At 42.8% G+C, this 20814-nt stretch carries 13 protein-coding genes; 9 read left to right on the top strand and 4 right to left on the bottom strand.

Annotated features, from left to right (window positions below):
• Positions 1-4: 4 nt before the first annotated feature.
• The 4 genes from AABK40_RS05185 to AABK40_RS05200 form a co-directional block, all read right to left on the bottom strand.
• Positions 5-616 carry a hypothetical protein gene (locus tag AABK40_RS05185; RefSeq protein WP_338397813.1) on the bottom strand — a complete coding sequence of 204 codons (612 nt, stop codon included), beginning with the start codon at positions 614-616 and terminating at the stop codon, positions 5-7.
• 154 nt (positions 617-770) lie between these two features.
• Positions 771-1541, bottom strand: coding sequence for a pyruvate formate-lyase-activating protein (pflA, locus tag AABK40_RS05190; RefSeq protein ID WP_338397814.1), 771 nt, complete (start codon positions 1539-1541; stop codon positions 771-773).
• A gap of 119 nt (positions 1542-1660) precedes the next feature.
• Complete coding sequence (gene pflB, locus AABK40_RS05195) at positions 1661-3913, bottom strand: formate C-acetyltransferase (RefSeq protein ID WP_338397815.1); 2253 nt, start codon at positions 3911-3913, stop codon at positions 1661-1663.
• Between the two features lie 35 nt (positions 3914-3948).
• Positions 3949-4806, bottom strand: coding sequence for a formate/nitrite transporter family protein (locus AABK40_RS05200; RefSeq protein ID WP_332920358.1), 858 nt, complete (start codon positions 4804-4806; stop codon positions 3949-3951).
• A 460-nt stretch (positions 4807-5266) separates the two neighbouring features.
• Between AABK40_RS05200 and AABK40_RS05205 the strand changes: the two genes are divergently transcribed.
• From AABK40_RS05205 to AABK40_RS05245, 9 genes are all read left to right on the top strand, one after another.
• Positions 5267-5809: a hypothetical protein gene (locus AABK40_RS05205; protein ID WP_332920359.1), complete on the top strand. Its 543-nt coding sequence runs from the start codon at positions 5267-5269 to the stop codon at positions 5807-5809.
• Positions 5810-5861: 52 nt separating this feature from the next.
• The gene (locus tag AABK40_RS05210; RefSeq protein ID WP_332920360.1) at positions 5862-6716 is read left to right on the top strand and encodes a hypothetical protein; all 855 of its coding nucleotides are present in this window, start codon (positions 5862-5864) and stop codon (positions 6714-6716) included.
• Between the two features lie 88 nt (positions 6717-6804).
• Positions 6805-9831, top strand: a complete 3027-nt coding sequence (locus AABK40_RS05215; RefSeq protein ID WP_338397816.1) for an ATP-binding cassette domain-containing protein — start codon at positions 6805-6807, stop codon at positions 9829-9831.
• A gap of 6 nt (positions 9832-9837) precedes the next feature.
• Complete coding sequence (locus tag AABK40_RS05220) at positions 9838-10602, top strand: EI24 domain-containing protein (protein WP_338397817.1); 765 nt, start codon at positions 9838-9840, stop codon at positions 10600-10602.
• A gap of 36 nt (positions 10603-10638) precedes the next feature.
• Positions 10639-11139 (top strand): YkgJ family cysteine cluster protein, encoded by a 501-nt coding sequence (locus tag AABK40_RS05225; protein WP_338397818.1) that lies wholly within the window; start codon positions 10639-10641, stop codon positions 11137-11139.
• Positions 11140-11317: 178 nt separating this feature from the next.
• Entirely contained in the window at positions 11318-14302 is a 2985-nt protein-coding gene (locus tag AABK40_RS05230) for a SusC/RagA family TonB-linked outer membrane protein (RefSeq protein WP_338397819.1), read from the top strand.
• Positions 14303-14314: 12 nt separating this feature from the next.
• Positions 14315-15958, top strand: a complete 1644-nt coding sequence (locus tag AABK40_RS05235) for a RagB/SusD family nutrient uptake outer membrane protein (RefSeq protein WP_338397820.1) — start codon at positions 14315-14317, stop codon at positions 15956-15958.
• A gap of 1 nt (position 15959) precedes the next feature.
• Entirely contained in the window at positions 15960-17057 is a 1098-nt protein-coding gene (locus AABK40_RS05240; protein ID WP_338397821.1) for a SusE domain-containing protein, read from the top strand.
• Between the two features lie 199 nt (positions 17058-17256).
• The gene (locus AABK40_RS05245) at positions 17257-20766 is read left to right on the top strand and encodes an alpha-amylase family glycosyl hydrolase (RefSeq protein WP_338397822.1); all 3510 of its coding nucleotides are present in this window, start codon (positions 17257-17259) and stop codon (positions 20764-20766) included.
• The last annotated feature ends 48 nt before the right edge of the window (positions 20767-20814 follow it).

A 20814-nucleotide genomic window follows, 5' to 3' on the forward strand; every position in this document is an offset into this window, starting at 1 on the left:
TTTTTTAGTATCCTCTTACGGATAATTGTATCATTTCAAGCTTTCGGCTATCCACGACACCTATTTTTTTCTTGTTGGCTGTCAGTACATCAAAAGCGTGTCCTTTAGGAATTAGCGTGTTAATCACCCCTTCCTGGTTGGTTTCCATTTTTCGGCTTTTTCCTGAGTTCTGCTCTTTCAGAAATACGGGTTGGTGACTGATTTTATTGTTGGCTTCATCAAAGACCGTCATTTTGAGCACCGCACTGTTGCTGGTTGGCATCAGTTGGCCGTCATTGTAAAACGGAAGCTGAATAGCGGTAAAGTACCGTTGATTTTCTTTTTTTGGAAGGCTGACCTTTTCAATTTTGTTGGACAGCTCGGTGCTAATCCAATAATGGCCTCCTGTGGGTACCTTTCCGATTACCACGCCTCGGGCATCTGCTTGCATGCTGTATACCTCATGGGTGTGAAGATGCTCCAGTTTAATAGCGCCACTGTAAGGCTGATCTTTTAGATTGTGGAAAGTTATTTGGATCACACTTTCGGAGGCGGTGGGGGTGAGCTCCTGTGCCTTTAATGCAAAAGGAATTAGGCTTAGGAGAATATAGGCTAAAATGGGTAGGCGTTTTTTCATCTTGTTACTATTATTCGGTTTGTATTTTTATTAAGTGATTTTTGTCGAAATGGTTGGGCGAATCACTTAATAAATAATTCTTCGCTAAGTTATATATTTTAACAGAAACACAAAATAAAAGGACGGCCATAAATTGACCGTCCCTAAATTATATTTATTTCACTTTAACTTCCTTGAAGTACTTTCTTAGAATATCAGCAGCTTGTTGAGTTTCTGCTTCGGTAGGGGGCTCTACGCCCTCCAATTCATATTTCCATCCCATTACTTCCCACTTGTTTACGCCTAATTTGTGGTAAGGAATAAGCTCAATTTTTTCAATGCTTTTATAGTCTTTGAAGTGCTGACCAAGCGCCTCAATATGCTCTGGTTGATCTGACCAGCCTGGGACCAATACGTATCTTAGCCAGAGTGTTTTTCCTGTTTCTTCTCGATATTCTGCGAGTTTCAGGGTGGTGAGGTTGGATGCTCCCGTTAATTTTTTGTGCCACTCATTGTCAAAGTGCTTCACGTCGAGCATAACGGTATCCGTCTCTTCCAGTAATTCTTTGGTGTGTTGATCTAAAACACGGCCGTTGGTGTCGAGGCAGGTGTTAATCCCTTCTTCGTGCAACAGCTTAAATAATTCAAGGATTCGAGACCTTTGTAGTAATGGCTCACCTCCTGAGATTGTTACCCCTCCGATGCCCCTGAAGTATGACTTCATGTTTTTAGCACGTCGGATAATTTCTTTTAGTTCAATGAACTTACCTCCTTTTACATCGATCGTGTCAGGGTTTTGGCAGTATAGGCAACGGAACTGGCAGCCTTGTGCAAAAATGACCAATCGAATACCTGGCCCGTCATGCGTTCCAAAAGATTCAATGGAATGAATACGTAATTCATGACTTTCTACGTTGAGGTGGGAGGCGTCTTGTTCTGGAAGCATGTTGTTTGTGTTTTATTGGTAATTGATGCTAAATATCAAAAAAAAGGCGCTCGAAGAAAAGAGCGCCTTTAATAATTTGCAAATCTTCAAATTAACCGAAGCTAATTAAAAGAAGTGTATTACATGTTCTCGTGGAAAGTACGAGCGATAACTTCTAATTGGTGTGCTTTAGACAAACGAACGAAGTTTACAGCGTAACCAGAAACACGAATAGTCAATTGAGGATATTCTTCTGGGTTTTCGTAAGCGTCCATCAAAGTTTCACGGTTCAATACGTTTACGTTCAAGTGGTGAGCCATTTCAGCTTCAGTTTCACCGTTGAAGTAACCGTCCATCATGTTCACCAAGTTTACGATTTGATCCTTACGATCAGCACCCAAAGCTTTAGGAACAATAGAGAATGTGTTAGAGATACCGTCTTGAGCATCATTGTAGTCCAATTTAGCTACAGAGTTCAATGAAGCAACAGCACCTGTTTTGTCACGTCCGTGCATTGGGTTAGCACCTGGAGCGAAAGCTTCACCAGCTTTACGGCCATCAGGAGTAGCACCCGTTTTCTTACCGTACATTACGTTTGAAGTAATGGTCAACAATGACATTGTTGGAACCGCGTTACGGTAAGTTTTATGTTTCTTCAATTGCTCGAAGAAGTAGTGTGTGATCTCTTTAGCGATTGTATCTACAGATTCGATATCGTTACCGAACTCAGGATATTCACCTTCAGTTTTGAAATCAACAGCCAAACCTTGCTCGTTACGAACAGCAGTTACTTTAGCATTTTTAATCGCAGACAATGAATCGGCGATGATAGAAATACCAGCAGCACCGTAAGCCATATCGATACCTGGCTCAGTGTCCAAGAATGCAAATTGTGCTTTTTCGTAGTAGTAGTGATCGTGAGTGTAGTGGATGATGTTCATCGACTTCACATATACACGAGCAACTTCGTCCATCGCTTTCTTGAAACGATCCATTACTTCGTCGTAGTTCAATACGTCAGAAGTCAATGGCTCGATACCTTCGATACAAGTTACACCGTCTTTTTCTTCACGACCGCCGTTGATAGCCAACAACAATGTCTTAGGAAGGTTAGTACGTGCACCAAAGAACTGGATACGCTTACCGATAGTTTGTTGAGATACACAACAAGCGATACCGTAATCATCAGATCCGCGGTTTGGACGCATCAAGTCATCATTTTCGTACTGTACAGATGAAGTATCGATAGATACCTGAGCACAGAATTCTTTGAAACCTTGAGGCAATGCTTCAGACCAAAGTACAGTCAAGTTTGGCTCAGGAGATGGTCCCAAGTTGTACAATGTCTGCAAGAAACGGAATGAAGATTTTGTTACTTTAGTACGGCCGTCGTTGAATTGACCACCAATAGACTCAGTTACCCATGTTGGGTCACCACCGAAGATCTCATCGTAAGCACCTGGACGCAAGTGACGAACCATACGCAATTTCATTACGAAGTGGTCAACGATCTCTTGTGCACCTGACTCATCCAAAGTACCGTCAGCCAAATCTTTCTCGAAGAAGATGTCCAAGAAAGAAGAAACGTTACCCAAAGACATTGCAGCACCATCTTGTTCTTTGATGGCTGCCAAGTAAGCGAAGTATACCCACTGAGTAGCTTCTTTTGCAGTAGTTGCAGGAGCAGATACGTCGAAACCGTAGAATCCAGCCAATACCTCGATGTCTTTCAATGCATTGATTTGCATTGTAACTTCTTGGCGAAGACGCACTTGGTGAGCGATATCCTCTCCAGATACTTCAATAGCGTTGAAATCAGCTGTTTTAGCTGCAATCAAAGCAGTAGTACCATATAAAGCCAAACGACGGTAGTCACCAATTATACGACCACGTGCGTAGTTATCTGGCAAACCAGTCAATACACCCTTAGAACGGAATGTACGGATCTCTTTGTCATAAGCGTTAAATACCGCTTGGTTGTGATCAGTAACATATTTAAAGATCTCAGTTACCTGAGGATCAACAGTCATTCCACGCTCTTTAACAGCGTTTTCAACCACGCGGTATCCACCGTAAGGCTTCATCGCGCGCTTTAGCAATTCGTCAGTCTGAAGACCTACGATTTGCTCTTCACCCTCAATAATGTACCCAGCTTTGTGGCTTGTAGTAGAAGAGATTGTATGCGTATCGATGTCACGACATCCGTCATTCGCACGCTCTTCTTTCATACCTGCTGCACAAGCTTCCCAAAGTTTTTTGGTTGCTTCTGTTGGACCAGCAAGGAATGAGGCATCTCCTTCATAAGGAGTGATATTCAATTCTACGAAGCTTTTTGGATCAATTGTAGTAGACCAAGCACCTTCTTTAAAGCCGAGTTTTTTAACTTCTGCCATTTCTAAGGAATTTATATTTAAAAGGTATTTTTAAATTATTTGTTAAGCAGCTCTCCAGTTTCAGTAACTACAGAGTCTGACTTGTTTTCGTTTTGATCAACATTTTTCAGGTAAATGTACCAGTAGGCTAATCCCACAAATACAAATCCGCCGACAATGTTGCCTAATGTTGCTACAATCAGGTTATTTCCGATGAACTGTCCCCAAGTGATTGGAGCGCCACAGAAAATCGCTGCAGGTATAATATACATATTTGCAACGCAGTGTTCAAACCCAAAGGTGACAAATGTCATCACTGGAAGCCAAATACAAAAGATCTTGCTGAAAGTATCCTTTGCAGAGTAAGCCATCCAGGCAGCCATACAAACCATCCAGTTTGCGCCAACGGCTTTTACAAATGTTACCCAAAGGTGTGCTTCATTTGCCTGACTTGGTAGTGTTCCTACTTTGTGTTCCGCAATATGAAACATATAAGTAAGTGCTGCACCATGGAAGAATCCGATTTCTTTAGTAAAGAACCAAGCGACCAAGACTCCGCCGACAATGTTTCCTGCATAAACCAATCCCCATACTCTTAACACCGGAAGGAAGCTGGTTTGTTTTCGGAAAAACGGAATCGGCATTGCTGCACATGCACTGGTGAAGATTTCTCCGCCACCAATCATACACATGATGAATCCTACTGGGAAGGTACAACCAAGGATGAAACTTTTCATTCCTGGATCCAAACTTGGGGATCCGCCAGCAATTTGGATTGCAAGCATAAACCCTAATGCGATGAATGCGCCTCCAATAATTGATAATAAAAACAAACGCCCTGTTGAGTGTCCATTTTTTTCGTAAGCTGAATCGCTGAATACTTTAGCGATTTCTTTTGGTTTTAAAAGTGCCATATAATAGTAAAACGTAAATTTTTCAGCGGAGGGTTAGGGTTTTTGTGTTTTTTTCGCTGTTGATTACAATACAAATGTGAAAGCTTTTTTTTTATTTAAACATGACCGATGTTAGCATTAAACCAAATCTTTATCATGTTTTAAGGCTTTTTAGGCCGTTTTTGAGGTTTATTTCAAGTTTTTCACTCTTTGCGTCTTTTTTTGTAATCTTTTTAATTCTTATAAAATGAAATGTCTTTTTTGTTAATAGCGAAAATTCGCTGATAACGAATAAGATCAAGCGATGAGGGTTTGATTATCGTTCAATGTGCTTATCAAATAAATAGAATTTGGATAAACACTTATTTTTTTTGTTTAAAAACATGAAATAACCGTCATTGTATAGGAGAAAAGCATAAAGCATTTAATTTTTAATTATATTTACTCCGAAATACAACCTTATATTAACCTAATGAAGTGTATGAGATTCTTTACTATGTTCTTCCTGCTGCTGATAGGAGCAACTTCGATCAGCCTCGGGCAAACCTTACGACCTGGAAAAGGAGTTGGGGAGTTAACCCTGGGGATGACCATTGATGATGTGACCTGGATTTTGGGCTTTGAGGGGAAGCGCATCAGTTATGATGATTATCTTACCGCCTCGGTACAGTCGAATCCAAAATCCTTACCAGAAACCAAGATTGATTTTGATTATTGTCTGGACTATGTTTTTATCATGACATTGCCTGTGGAGAAAATTTTCATGAAGGATGATAAAGTCGTCATGATTCAATTAAGTAGCTTTCCTGATTACAACAAAATTCTGTGTGAAGATATTGAGACCGACAATGGAGTACGCTTCTTTGAGGATGCATCGGTGCTTGATCAGCACTTTAAGAAGGGAACTGCGGGCCCGTCAGCATTGCACAGCAATTTGTCCAATATTTTTTATTATAACGAAGGTATCGCCTTCGGTTTAGAAAAGGACAAGATTCGTGCCATGTACATTTTCGATCCTCAATAGTTTTGGTCCATTTTTAATCGAAAATCGACTACTCCAATTAATTCAAAGACCTATGAATATTTTTAGTAAGCCTATTATTCTCGCCTTCTTCATAGGCGCTATCCTTGCCTTTTCCTGTGAATCCGCAGAAAAAGAAAAAGCGGGCAAGGTGAAAGTTGCCAAAACACAGACCGAGCGATTGACGACCATCGCTGATGCCATTCCGGCGCCGTCGGTCATTCCGCAGATGGTTAAATCTACGGGTGTAGCCTATCAGTCAGACTTGATTAATGATATTTCCAAGTCCACCGAATACACTTCCTCGACGACCAAGGCGGCCATCAATTTGGGGATTTATGCAGTGGATGTTGCTTATCTGTCGCTGTATGACCGTTCCAATGAAGCGTTGACCTATATGAATGCTTCGGTAAAAATGACGGAGAGCATTGGCTTTTCTTCCGCACTTGACTATAATATGATCGACCGTTTTGAGAAGAATCTTAATTCTCAGGATTCTTTGAGTCATATTGTTAATGACGCTATTGGAAACGCTGATGCCTATTTTGTAAAAACAAGCCGCAAGTCGCTGGCTGCTTTGATGCTCGGCGGCGCATTTATCGAGGGCTTGTATATTTCTACTGAAACCATTAACCGGATGCCTACGGGCAAGGAAGTTCCTGAGCTGATCAATGTGATGCTTAAACAGGAGCAAGCCATTATTGAATTGGTGGAGCTACTGGATCAGGTGGAAAAGGACGACTGGACTATTGCACTGACGAACTCATTGGAGCAAATCAAAACATCGTACAGCCGATTGGAATATAAAGATTTGCCCGAAAGTCAGGTAAGCATGAAAGTGCCGACGGATCGCTCGCTGCATCTGTTATTCAGGCAAATACATGCGGTACGAAATAACTTTGTCCGATAAGAGTAAAAAAAGTTTATTGATCATACTGGGAAAAGCATTGCTTTTCCCTTTGCTATTTTGGTGGTGTATTTTTTTGTGATTGTTCCTTATGAATGAGAAAACGCTCTTAGTTATCATCCGTTTTTTTGCAGTGGTCATCCCTGAATCAAGTGTAAACTCGGCGATTAAAGAATCTATTGGTCGGTATTGTGCAAGACAGTCAGGGGCAACAGACCTCCGTAAATTTTTTAACTATTTTGAAGAAGAACTGAATTCACCATATATCGGTGATGACTTTTACAAAAAATCCATTTTCAGTACTGTACAAGAAAAGTTTACAACACAGGAACGACTGATGTTGTTGGCCATGCTTGCTGATATGTTGTTCGTGAAAGCGAATGAACAAAGCCGTCAGGGACACCACGACCTTTATTTTGAAGTGTGTGAAGGACTGGGGCTGGAACAAAAGGCAGGCGAGGGCATGCGGCTGTTTTCTATTGCTCAGCGCCCTGAAGAACTTCCAAAGGGACAGGTGATGGTAATTCATGAGCAGCCTGTAAAGGGAGATTTCATTTATTGGCAGTTTGAACGTATCAATGCTTACCTATGCGTGTACCATGCCCCTGTTATAGGCGGTATTTTCGTCCGAAAAATAGGGAAAGGACGCTTGTTCCTGGATAATGTGTTGGTATCGGACAATGAGGTCTTTGCTTTGCACAAAGGGGGATTCATGCGTCTGGATGGGTCCGAAGATATTTATTATACAGACCTGATCTGGCACTTCTTCCACCAAAACCCGCCAAGTCCTTTTCTTTTTGAGGTGAGTCATGTGGATTTTTTCTTTCCCAATGGGCATAAGGGCCTCAATAATATACACTTTACGGAAAAACACTCCAGCCTTGTAGGGATCATGGGACTGAGTGGTGCTGGGAAAACAACCCTTGTCAATGTGTTGAATGGAAATGCCATGCCTTCTCAAAACCCCGATTACCCCGAAGGCGGAACGGTTAAGATCAATGGAGTGGACATTCATCGTAACCCCGAGCAGGTTAAAGGTGCGATCGGTTATGTGCCGCAGGAAGATGCATTGTTGGAAAAACTGACCGTTCTGGAAAACCTGACTTATTCGGCAAAACTTTCATTGTCGCAATTGAAAGATGATGAAATTGACCGACTTGTGATGGAAAAGCTGGAGGCTTTGAGCCTTCAGGAGATTGCGAACCTTCAAGTGGGAAACCCATTGGACGGCGGAGTTTCAGGAGGGCAACGCAAGCGATTGAATATTGCCATGGAGCTGCTCAGGAATCCATCGGTGCTCTTTGTTGATGAGCCGACCTCTGGCTTGTCATCACGTGATTCAGACAGGATCATGGACGTGCTTCGGAATTTGGCCAAAGGTGGAATGCTTGTCTTTGTGGTGATTCATCAGCCTTCATCGGATATCTTTAAGAGCTTCGACAGGATCTTTATTCTGGATAAGGGAGGAGAGCAGATTTATCACGGTGCGCCAATTTTAGCGGTGCAACGGATCAAAAAATACCATACGGCACGAAATGGGGCCGTTTGTGAGCAATGCGGGAATGTTGAGGTCGAGGATCTTTTTGAGGAAATCGATCGGCAAGAGGGGAGGAAGGATGAGAATGGCAAAACAATTTATAAGCGCGTTACTGCTCCTTTGGATTGGAAGCGGAGTTTTCAGCCATTTTTATATCAGGTAGAGGAAGCGGTACGAGACCGCATTCGTAAGCTTGGAAAGCAACAGTCCGTCAGTCTTCATGTACCGAGCTTTGTGCGTCAGCTGGGCATTTTTCTCAAGCGCGATGTACTGACAAAAGTTCGGGATTCTCAATACCTTTTGATCACCTTTTTGCAGGCACCCGTCCTGGCGCTGGCTTTGGCCTGGGTGGTGCGATATGCGCCTATCGATACGGAATATAGTTATGGGGAAAATATCAATATTCCCTCCTTCCTATTTATGGCTGTTTTTGTGGCGCTGTTCATGGGGCTTGTTCAGAGTGGGGAAGAAATCCATAAGGATCGGGCCGTACTGAAGCGGGAGTCGTTCCTGAACCTGAGTAATGGGGCCTACCTGAGCTCCAAGCTGGTGATTCTGTTTTCAATATCCTTTATGCAGACCCTCACCTTTGTGGTGGTGAGCGCATTGGTGCTGCAGTTGCCGCAATTTGGTACGCTGTTCTGGTTTTCCCTGTTTACGATTACCTGTCTGGCGAATGTTCTTGGGCTGATCGTGTCGTCGCTTTTTGCCTCGGTAGTAACGATTTATATCAGTATTCCAATTTTGATAATCCCTCAGTTATTGCTTAGTGGGGTGGTGGTGAATTTCAATGAAGTAAACCCTGTGTTGTCGAACGATAGTGCGGTACCGCTTGTCGGAGAAATTATGCCTTCGCGCTGGGCGTTTGAAGGCGTGATGGTCGCTGCATTTATGGCCAATGATTATCAAAAAGAGGTTTATGATTTTGAGCAGAAAAATGCAGAGGCGGAATATTATCAGTTGTATTATATTCCTACGCTGAAAGACCTGATCCATCAGCTTAACAAAACAAATGACACTGACCAGTTTGACAGGCTTGCCCATGAGCTCAATTATCTGGATCAATATTTTGAAGGGCTGAATCAAAAGACGGTCGAGAAAGTCGAAAACCATGAAGGGTTATCTCTCGGGGAACGTGCAGATCTCGAGGATTTTCTCGATGGTGTTTCTGCCTATTTCTCACAGATGCAAGTTGATGCCCAAAAATTGCAGCAGGCCTATTTAACAAAGCGTACTTTGGGAAAAGACAAGCGGAATGCATTTGAGGCCTATAAAAAGCGTTTTTATAACCCAACGCTGGCAAGACATGTGAAAGCGACCAATTCTGTTCGCAGGATTGTTGCTGGCCCAAATCGCTTTATTCAGAAAATTTACCCGATTTATCAGTCACCAAGACCTTACGGTTTACTTGGTTTCAGGTCGATTATGTATGTGCCGAAAAAATATTTCATGGGCTATTACATTTCAACCCCTATTTTCAATGCCTTGCTCCTTTGGGTCGGGACACTGTTTTTCTATCTTTTGCTGTACACCAATGGAATTAAAAGATTATTTCTGCTAATTCAGCGCAATCAGGATTAAATACAAATGCAAAGTTCCCATATCCGGCAATTTTTTGACGCCATCAAGGCGTATCGTTTGGCGTGGCGATTTGTGGTCACTAATCGTATGTGGTGGATATTTTTGGTGCCTTTTGGCCTGGCTGTCGGGCTGTTTACCTTGGTCGATTGGTTGAGCGGGCAGTTGCACGTCCATTTATGGGAACTCATCAGCGGGCATTTCCCGATTTTATTAGAACCCTCCTGGTGGTGGGAATTCACCAGCTGGTTGCTGAAGCTGACATTAAAAGTCCTGCTGTTTTTGTTTTATCTGAAAATCTATCGGTACCTGACTTTGTTATTGCTCAGCCCTGTATTCTCCATGGTGTCGGAGCTGCTGCAAAATAAACTGACGGGCCACCAAAAACCATTTAGCTTCGTCGCCACCCTTAAAGATTTTTGGCGTGGTGTACGTGTAGCGTTCAGGAACCTCAGCCGGGAACTTTTTTATTCTTTGATCATTTATGTGCTGGCACTTTTGCTGCCAATAGGCCTGCCAATTTATTCCGTCTTGTTGTTACTGGTGGAAAGTTATTTTTGGGGCGCCGCCATGATCGACTATCGCAATGAGTATTTCGGTTTGTCAGTCAGGAAATCGATTGATATGCAGTCCAAATTTAAGGGCTTGGCCATAGGTAATGGACTGATTCTCAATCTCGGCTTATTGGTGCCTTTGGCCGGGATCACCTTTATGCCAATGCTTGCCCTGATTTCTGCAGGGATCAGTCTTCATCAAAAGCCCACAGCCTCCTGATTTTTCTTTCCTGCTGAAAATAGTTAATTTTGCGCCATGCAGAAGGAGATGGATTTGAACGCTTTTAAAAAAGAAGCGGAACAGAAATTAGCAGCCAACAAAACGCTGGGTAAAAATTTAAGAAAAGTGAAGCCGAGAATGCTGGATGAGCTGTTCCAGGAGGCGCATTTCGAGACCTTTGAGAAAATGGATTGCCTTACTTGCGCCAATTGTTGCAAAACAACAAGCCCGATTTTCAAGCAAGGAGATATTGCCCGAATGGCTAAAGCGGTAAAAATGAAAACAGCCGTCTTTATTGATCATTATCTGCATCTTGATCAGGAAGGGGATTATGTATTAAATGAAGCGCCCTGTCCTTTTCTTGCCGCAGACAATACCTGTATTTGTTATGAAAGTCGGCCAACGGCTTGCCGGGAATACCCCCACACCGACCGAAAAAAAATCAAGCAACTGATCAACCTCTCTGTCAGGAATACACTCGTTTGTCCGGCCGTTCTGAATATCTTTGATAAAATCAATGCAAAATTAAATTCCTGAAACTAAAAATAATGTATTTTCAAATAAATAATTTAACTATTTAAAGATTATATTTTCTTTAGACGGAATTGATCCCTTCATCGCAAACGATTGAAATTCCTTATTGTTAATAGTTTGTTATTCTTGAGGTGTCCACTTTAGGTACCTCCCGAATTATTCTAACAAACTATTAACCAATATGAAGCATAGTTATCTCTTGAAAGGAGGATTGCTGTCACTTGTACTGCTGATCTTTGCAACGCTTTCTTTCGCTCAAACAAAAGTCTCCGGCCGAGTGGTTTCCGGAGATGACGATGAGCCAATTCCAGGCGTCAATATCATTGAAAAAGGAACTGCAAACGGAACGATCACCGATGGCAATGGAAATTATTCTATTCAGGTGGAAGGACCAACGTCTGTTTTGCAATTCAGTTTTGTGGGCTACCAGGCCACGGAACAACCCGTAGGAAATCAATCAACCATTGATATTTCCATGGCCGCTTCTGTATCAGAGCTGTCTGAAGTTGTCGTGATTGGTTACGGTGCAGCCAAAAAGGAAGACCTGACGGGCTCGGTAAAAGCCATTTCCACCGCAGATTTTAATCAGGGCTCCATCACTTCGCCACAGGAACTGCTCAATGGTAAGGTGCCAGGGGTGCAGATCACCAATGCCGGTGGTGCACCTGGAGCAGAATCCACCATCCGTATTCGTGGGGGATCTTCTCTTACCGCAAGTAATGATCCCTTGATTGTGATTGATGGTGTGCCGATCGACAATCAGAAAATTTCAGGGATGAACAACAACCTGAACACGATCAACCCAAATGATATTGAGACTTTTACGGTGTTGAAGGATGCTTCGGCAACGGCTATTTATGGTTCTCGGGCCTCCAATGGGGTCATTATCATTACTACAAAAAAAGGACGCGCGGGCGGATTATCTTTCGATTATAATGGTAACGTGGCAGTGAATACGGTGCCAAAAACGATTGACAACCTCTCCACTACCCAATTCCGCGACTTATATACGGAGCGCTTTGGCAATGACCCTGACCTGATGGCTTTGCTTGGGGATGCGCAAACCGATTGGCAGGATGCTATTTTGAGAACAAGTGTTACCACTGATCATAATGCTTCTGTTTCAGGATCGATTAAAGATTGGCTGCCTTACCGTGCCTCAGTTGGTTATAGCTATAATGAGGGGATTCTGAAAACTTCAGAGCTGGAGCGTTTTACAGGTAATATCAATTTAAACCCTAAATTTTTTGATGATCACCTGAAAGTGGATATGAGCCTGAAGGGGATGAATATTGAAAACCGATTTGCTGATACAGGAACCATCTTTGGCGCTATTGGCTTTGACCCAACACAGGTTATTCGCGATGAAACCGAATTTGCACCTTACGGAGGCTATTTTACTTGGCTGACTCCCAATGGCCAACCGATTGATATTGCACCGGGCAACCCGGTAGCGACTCTTCAGCAAAAAACAGACCGCTCAACAGTTAATCGATTTATTGGTAATGTGCAGCTTGATTATAAACTTCACTTTTTACCAGAGCTGCATGTCAATTTAAACCTGGGTACCGACCGCTCCAAAGCAGGAGGGAATGTGGTTACCGATCCTATGGGGGCTTTTGATTTTGCCGCCTTCCAGAATGGTGGTGCCAACCGAAGATATGATGAGAAAAAGCGCAATGAGTTGCTGGACTTATACCTTCAATATATTCATACTTTCGAGGAAACAGACCTGACTTTAGATGTGATGGGTGGGTATTCCTATCAGCATTTCTGGCGTGAGCAAACGGAAACTGATGTTTTCGGCAACGGTAATATCCGTAATCCTGAAAAAATCGAGCGTTCTGAAAATTTCCTCATCTCCTTCTTCGGAAGAATGAACCTGAACTGGAAAAGTAAATACCTGATCACCGCCACTTTGCGGAACGATAATTCCTCAAGATTCTCAGAAGATAACAGGGCGGGGATTTTTCCTTCGCTGGCAGCAAGCTGGAATATTAACAATGAAGCCTTCTTGAAAGAATCACAAACGATCTCGCAGCTGAAACTTCGCTTGGGATATGGTATCACAGGTCAGCAGGATATTGGTGCTGATTATGGTTACCTCGGGATTTATACCCGTGGACAGACCACCGCTCAGGCGATTGGATATGACGCCAATGGTAACCCGATTTTTGTGCAGACCATCCGACCTGAGGGTTATGATGAAAACCTGAAATGGGAGACCACAACGACTTACAATGCAGGTATAGATTTCGGCTTTTTTGATGACCGATTGACAGGTAGCCTTGATGGTTATTACAGAATAACAGATGATTTGCTGAATGAAATTCCGATTGCCGCAGGATCAAACCTGAGTAATCAGCTGGTCACCAATGTGGGCTCGCTGGAGAATAAAGGTTTTGAATTCTCTTTGGATGGGGTGTTGATTCAGAATACGGATTGGTACTGGACGCTTGGCGTTAATGCCACTTATAACGAAAATGAAATCACGAAACTGACGCAGGTTGATGATCCAAGTTATAAAGGGGTAGAAACGGGAGATATTGAAGGTGGAACGGGTAACCGTGTTCAAATTCACTCGGTGGGTTATCCTGCCTTCTCATTTTATGTGTTGGAGCAGATTTATGATGACAATGGTAAGCCTATCGAAGGGGCTTATGTCGATCGTGATAACAATGGAATTATCAATGATGATGACCGCTACCGATATAAAAATTCTGCACCCGCAGTTTTACTGGGAATCAACTCAAGACTGACTTACCATGACTGGGACTTTAGCTTCTCGGGTCGGGCAAGTATTGGGAACTATGTTTATAACAACGTCAATTCCAACAGTGCATTCTACAATAATTTGCAGGTGAATGGCCGATTTACCGGCAATACCACAACGGATATTTATAATACCAACTTTCAGAACCCTCAGTATTTTTCTGACTATTATGTCGAAGATGCTTCCTATTTTAGATTAGACAATGTGATGGTTGGTTATAATTTTCATGAGATTTTTGGAGGAAAGTGGCACGCGCGGGTTTATGCGACGGTAAACAATGTGTTTGTTCTTTCGGGGTACAGCGGACTTGATCCTGAAGTTTTCAACGGTATCGACCGTAACGTATACCCTCGACCAAGGACATTCCTCTTAGGTGTAAATCTCGGATTTTAAAAACTAACGATCATGACTATCAACAATATAAAAAATTTGGCGCTGGCATTCTTCGTAATGCTGGGGCTCAGTGGCTGTCTCAGCGATTTAGATGTCGTGCCGATAGACCCCAATCTTGATACTGCTGACAAGGTGTATCAAACACAGAATGACCTGGAGGGTGGATTGGCAAAAATTTATGCTGGTTTTTCCGTTTCTGGTCAGCAGGGCCCTGCGGGAAATGGCGACCTTAAAGGTTTCGATGAAGGAAATAGCCAATACCTTCGTGGTTATTGGGTATGTCAGGAATTGCCTACCGACGAAGCGATTAACGGCTGGAATGACGGTAACTTGCCGAAAATGAGCCAAATCACCTGGGGTGGAGGGAACGAATTTATCCGCTCCTTCTATTATCGTGCGATTTATCAGGTGAGTCTCGCCAACGAGTTTATCCGACAGGCGAAGCGTTTTGAGGGGCAGGACGGATTTGACCGCGTACCTGAACTGATTGCCGAAGCAAGATACCTGAGAGCTTTCGCCTATTGGCATGCACTCGATTTGTTCGGCAACGGGGTTCCTTTCGTTACAGAAAATGATCCTGTGGGCGCATTTCTACCACCACCTGCTGGTGCAATTAAAGGAGATGAATTATTCAATTTTATCTCTTCAGAGATTAAAGCGATTTTGGGAGAAAACCCTGATGATAACAATTATTTGATCAGCGGATCAGGGACTACCATTTTTGGAAGGGCAAACCAGGGTGCTGCGCGAATGTTACTTGCCAAATTATACCTGAACCATAAATCTTACCTTTCTTCTGAGGATAACCAGTGGTACACTGCGGCAAAAGAAGAATTGGATAAAATTTATGCGACCAATGCGTATAGCCTGGTAACGACCAAAGATGCTGGCTCACCTTATTCAGTATATGAAACGCTGTTTTTGGCAGATAACCAAAAAGCGGCAAGCGAAATCATCTGGGCCTTTACTTTTGATGGGCAAAATGCCAAATCTTTTGGTGGAACAACCTATATCATCAATGCCGGAATTGGTGGGCAGATGGTTTCTACTGACTATGGTACTTCTGGCTCCTGGGGCGGAAACCGTACTACTCCTGAATTTGTAAATTTGTTTGATCAGAAATCACCTACCGACGGTCGTGATCTTTTCTTCACGCAGGGACAAAGCAAGGAGATCAATCAGCAGGATCAGTTTACCCAAGGTTATGCTGTAACCAAGTTCAAAAATAAGAAGCAGGATGGTACTGATGGCTCAAATCTTTCTGAAGGTTTTGCAGACGTCAACTTTCCCGTATTCCGATTGGCAGATGCTTATTTGATGTCTGCAGAGTTGGATTTGCGTTTGAACAATACCGTTACTGCAGAAAACCTGGCCAGAATTAACCAAATTAGAACTCGTGGAGGCGCACCAGCGGTGACCAATGCGGTGGTTGATTTGGACTGGATGATCGAGGAACGTGGCCGTGAATTATATTGGGAAGGGCACCGCCGTACCGACCTGATCCGATTCAATCAATTCACTGGAGGCGCTTATGTTTGGGCTTTTAAAGGGGGTAATTCTTCTGGACGCCCCGTAGAAGACTACTTTGCGGTCATGCCGATTCCAAGTACCGACGTAAATGCCAACCCTAACCTAACCCAAAACCCTGGATATTAATATGATGAGACGTTATATAAATGTGCTGAAAACCTTCTCCCTGGCTTTGTTGGCCATGGCGTTTTCAGCCTGTGAAGATACCGACACGCCCCGTATCAGTTCAGATACGCAAGGGCCGCAAATTACCTGGCCACTCAAAGACAACTATGTGCTGACGGTCACCAATGCCGATGAAACTTTTGAAACCTTTGAATGGGAAGCCGTTAATTATGGCGTGGTGTCCCCTGTGAGCTATAAAGTGCAGGTGGCAGAAAAAGGGACCGATTTTGAAACGGTGGAGGAGGTGGCATCTACCACCGACACGAAAGTGGAGGTCTCTAACAGTATGATGAATGATGCTGTTGGGAAGCTCGGATTGGCACCTTTTGAAGCACATGAAGTTGAGATGAGGGTAATTTCTACCTTGGGGAATAATGGTGGAGGCGTAATTTCTTCTACTGTTGCAGATACAGAAATTACACCATATGCATTGATTGTTACCTGGTATGTGCCAGGTCCATTCAATTTCTGGGCAGAAGGCAATGAATGGTCGCATAATGACCTGGATGTTATCAAAGCCGAAGATGGTCAGAATTTCAGAGGCTACCTTTACTTGGTGAATAAGGATGGGACAACACCGAGTGATTTCAAAATATCGACTGCCAAAGGCTGGGAATTAGGAATAAACTATGGTGCAGGTGATGCCGCAGGAACGTTGAGTGACGATGGCGGAGCTGCTAATATTACCGCCCCTGAAGCGGCTTATTATCTGCTAACCGTTAACAGTGCTGATTTAACTTACAATTTGCTGAAAACAGATTTTGCGATTATTGGAGCAGCAACACCTGGTGGCTGGGATAATGATACCCCCTTGACATTCAATCCTGACAGCCGTATGTGGGAAGGGACTTATGCAATGAAGGGTGGAGAAGAATGGAAAATTCGAGCGAATGGAAGCTGGGATGACCCTAACCCAAATTATGGACAAGGAAGTGAAGATGGAATGCTGTCCTTGGGTGGGGATAACTTAGTGTCGCCTGCTGAAGACGGTATGTATGAAATAAAGGTAAATTTGGACGATCCTGAGGCGTTAAAATATACCATCGAGAAAGTGAATTAGTTTAATCTATAGAAAAAGGAGTGCAGTAATTGTACTCCTTTTTTTGCGCTATAATTACAAACGTTTGCATTGAAAAACGCATGGATAAGGGCATTGGGATTCCCTTAAAACTAAATTGTTTTCCATATTTATTATGATTTTTTAACTGAAGAATAATTTCATGCATCAAGGAAAACTACTTTTATTAACAGTTTTTTGCTTGTTTATCCAACAAGTATCAGCCCAAAGTATTACCGTCAGCCCTGAAAGGTTTAAGGCTTCTGACGAAATTACAATTACTTGTGATGTCACTGGCAATAGCCAACTCGAAGCACTTTCTGATGCTTGGGCGTGGATATGGGTGCCAGGGGATCCTAATGGGTTCAGTGCTTTTACCAATGTGAACCCTGCAGGTGATGGTCAAGAAGCGGTAAAGTTCACTAAAGGTGAAAATAACATCTGGACCCTTAAAGTTCGTCCTACGGATATTTTTAATGAGTCAGCGGATAAAATCACGAGACTTGGTATCCTTATAAAAGGTCGCGATTGGCCCGATGGACAGTCGAGTGATGTGTTCTTTGATGTGGATCAACAAGGGGTTCTCACTGTAAACATGACCAAGTCCACAGACGATATGCTTAATGTCGGGGAGCAGGTGACTTTTACAGCCACCGCCTCAGAAAGCAGTCACCTTCAAATCTCAGATCAGCATGATGCTGTTCTTAAAGAAGCGGATAATGTTACTTCCCTTAATTATACATTTACAGCTCAAGAAGCGGGGCAATTTTCATTTCACACACAGGCAACTGTTGGAGACGAGACAGCAACAGCTTCTTTGAATGTGATCGTCAAGCCGACCGTTATTGTTGAAAAAATGCCGGAAGGGCTGAAGATCGGCCCAAACTACGATGCCAATGACCCTACGAAAGTTACTTTTGTGTTGCAGGATCCTGCGAAACTAAAACAGTTTGTAACAGTAATCGGTGATTTTTATGATAATGCCTGGGCAGTTCAGTCGAATCACGTGATGAAATTGGATGACACTGGCGACGCCAATTATTGGTGGTTGACCGTTACAGGGCTTGAGCCTGGTAAAGAATATCTCTATCAGTATTTATTGGACGGGTCAATTAAAATTGCCGACCCTTATGCAGATAAGATTTCTGATCCGAGTGATCAGTATATCGATGATGCCCGTTACCCAGACCTGATTCCTTATCCAGCAGACAAAACGGATAAAAGAGCCTCTTTCTTTCAGACCAATCAACAGGCTTATCAGTGGTCAGATGCAACGATAAATTTTCAGAAGCCAGAAAAATCTGCTTTGATGGTTTATGAACTGCATTTGCGTGACTTCACGAAGGAACAGACTTATGATGCCGCCATTAAAAAGCTTGATTATATCAAAAGCCTGGGGATAAACTGTATTGAGTTAATGCCTGTAAATGAGTTCGAAGGAAACAGCTCTTGGGGGTATAATCCAAATTTTTATTTCGCAGTAGATAAATGGTATGGCTCGAAAAATGAGTTGAAACGTTTTATTGACGAGGCCCATGAACGTGGCATGGCTGTAGTGATTGACATGGTTTTGAACCATAGTTTTCATTCGTCGCCTTTCGTGAGAATGTATAATCATGGCGACTACGGAGACCCTACTTCGGATAACCCTTGGTATAATGAAAAAGGGAATTTTATTGGGACTGATTTGAACTGGGGTGCCGATTTTAATCATGAGAGCATTTGGACAAAGCAATTGGTGGATTCCGTAAATACTTACTGGATGGATCAATATAAAGTCGATGGATTCCGATTTGATTTCACCAAAGGTTTTACCAATGAAATTAAAGAGGGAGCTGACAAATGGGGAAGCCGAAAGGATGATAGCCGAATTGCGATCCTGAAGCGCATGTATCAAAAAATTGAAGACTACGGAACCAATGCTTATGTGATTCTGGAGCATTTGACGGACTGGGACGAGGAGGCAATTCTTGCCAAAGAGGGCATGCTGCTTTGGACAGGCGCAGGACCTCACCATGAATTTGTGAAAGCAACCCAGGGTAACAATGCCAACCTTATTGAGCAGTATTACGGCAACAGAACAGGCGACGGTGATCTTGAGGGTACCAAAGCGTTGGTGTCTTATATGGAAAGCCACGATGAGGAACGCCTAAAATATGAAGCTGATATCAATGGAGAAAAGGTCAATGCTTATGACCTGACCAAGGAAGAGTACAACATTGATCGATTGAAATTAATGAGTGCGTTCTTTGTTCCTGTTCCAGGCCCAAAAATGATCTGGCAATTTGGTGAGTTAGGCTATGATGTTTCCATCAACCAAATTGAAAAAGACGGTGATGTGAGCGATGATTATCGTACCGGAGAAAAACCTGTGATGTGGGAGTATAATGATGCTGCCGAAAACCCTGAAAGAGTGAAATTGCGCAAGGTATATACTGCTTTGATGCATCTACGATCGGAATTGAAATTATACGACGCCAGCAAGGAGAACACAAAACTGGAATTGGATGACAATAACAAGATCAAGGTGATTCATCTGAAAAATGCCGAAAATGTTGAGGTACACATTGTAGGTAATTTCGGAATGCAGGGAGAAGAAGTGCCAGCGGCTAAATTGCCAAATGGTACTTGGTATGATTATTTTTCAAATGGTAAAGAAGTAACTTTCGATGGTCAGTCGAATATGTTGCTCGGCCCTGGTAACTTTAAAGTTTACATTAGTGAGCCATTGAACGATTACCCTGAAGAAGGCTTGATCAATACCGCACTTCCTTTTTTCAAGACCAATCCTGGTGCCGTTGATAAAAATAAAGAAGCGACCGTGATTTTTTACCCTGAAGGTGGAAATCAAGGTTTAATCAATACGGATAATGCCAAAATGATGGTGAAGGGCATATTTAAAAACCCCGATACGGAAGCTACAGGATCGTTAGACCTCATTAAAGTGGGAGATCGATTTGAAGGCCGATTTGTTCCAAATACGCTTTTGGGGCTTTCTGACGATACTGATTTGATCGGGATGGAAGTATACTTTGAGAATGAAAACGGGGAAAAGGCGTTGGATGAAAATGATCAAGCAGGCTTGATTTCTTTCAGCTTCGATCGGGTAACTTTTAACCCTGAAAACTGGAGAGCAGATGCTGAGGTCACCATTCATTTTGATTTTCATGACAAGAAGATTGGTGAGGAAGAAAACTTATACCTGTGGTCCTGGATCGAAAATCATGAAAATGAAAAGATTGACAACGGAGCTTGGGAACAGTCCTCAGAAAATGCAAAGCTTACCAATTTAGGCCATGGGCAATACGAAATCAAAATGGTGCCTACAACGTATTTCCATGCTACGGCGAGCCAGATTAAGAATGATGGCTTAAATTTCTTGGTAAAAACCAAGGAAGGCGGAATGAAATCGGATAATTTTGGCCCTTTTAAATCTAATTTAGTAACCGCGATTAAGCCTCAGGTTCCTGAAGCAAACGTTTTCCCTAACCCAACCTCTGGCGTTCTTCACATCAGTAACCTTAGTGGCTGGGAAGGAAGCGTGGGCGTTCGTGTCATGAACAGCTTTGGGCAACAGTTGTATTTTGCGACTTACCACGCAAACCAGCAGGGAGAAATTGTTTTGGATCTTTCCTCTTATGCCAGTGGGCAGTACATTATTCAATTGTACAATGAGCATAAACGCTTGATAAAAAAGATTATCAAATTATAATTTTAACAAATTCTTTTAAAGGTGGTTCATCATTTGATGGACCTCCTT

The organism is Persicobacter psychrovividus (assembly GCF_036492425.1).
Lineage (GTDB): Bacteria > Bacteroidota > Bacteroidia > Cytophagales > Cyclobacteriaceae > Persicobacter > Persicobacter psychrovividus.